The 466-nt window shown below is 58.2% G+C and carries 1 protein-coding gene; it reads left to right on the top strand.

Features of this window, described 5'->3' with window-relative positions; all coding sequences use genetic code 11:
* Window positions 1–250, top strand: a 250-nt coding sequence (locus AACY49_RS30795) for a cupin domain-containing protein (protein WP_339528076.1), incomplete at its 5' end; no start/stop codon positions are given.
* Window positions 251–466: the final 216 nt, after the last annotated feature.

The following is a 466-nucleotide window of genomic DNA, read 5'->3' as shown; positions in this document are numbered from 1 at the left end:
GAAGCTGTCTGTGCAGATGCATCACCACCGCGCGGAGCACTGGATCGTGGTCCGCGGCACCGCGCAGGTGACCGTGGATGACACCGTGAAGATGGTGCACGAGAACGAGTCGATCTACATCCCGATGGGCGCGGTGCACCGGATGGAGAATCCCGGGAAGATCATGCTGGAACTGATCGAGGTCCAGACCGGCTCCTATCTCGGGGAAGACGACATCATCCGGATTGAAGACGACTACCAAAGGTCGTAACCAGCACGCTCCGAATCGCGCGATCCGGGCCGATCAGCACTATGTTTCATAGGCTTAAGGCCCGGGGAACGTGTAACTTTTTGAATCAAATCGTGTCCGGGCGGTTAGCGCCGTATTCGCCACAGATGTGGCGTCCATGCTAGAAGCGGCCCGGGGATTTGCGTTGAATCGGGGTTTGCTCAGATGAGTTCCAAAGTGTCTGCACCGGCAAAGGCC

The organism is Pseudomonas sp. EL_65y_Pfl2_R96 (assembly GCF_963970905.1).
Taxonomy (GTDB): domain Bacteria; phylum Pseudomonadota; class Gammaproteobacteria; order Pseudomonadales; family Pseudomonadaceae; genus Aquipseudomonas.
This window is presented reverse-complemented; position numbering and strand designations above follow the sequence as displayed.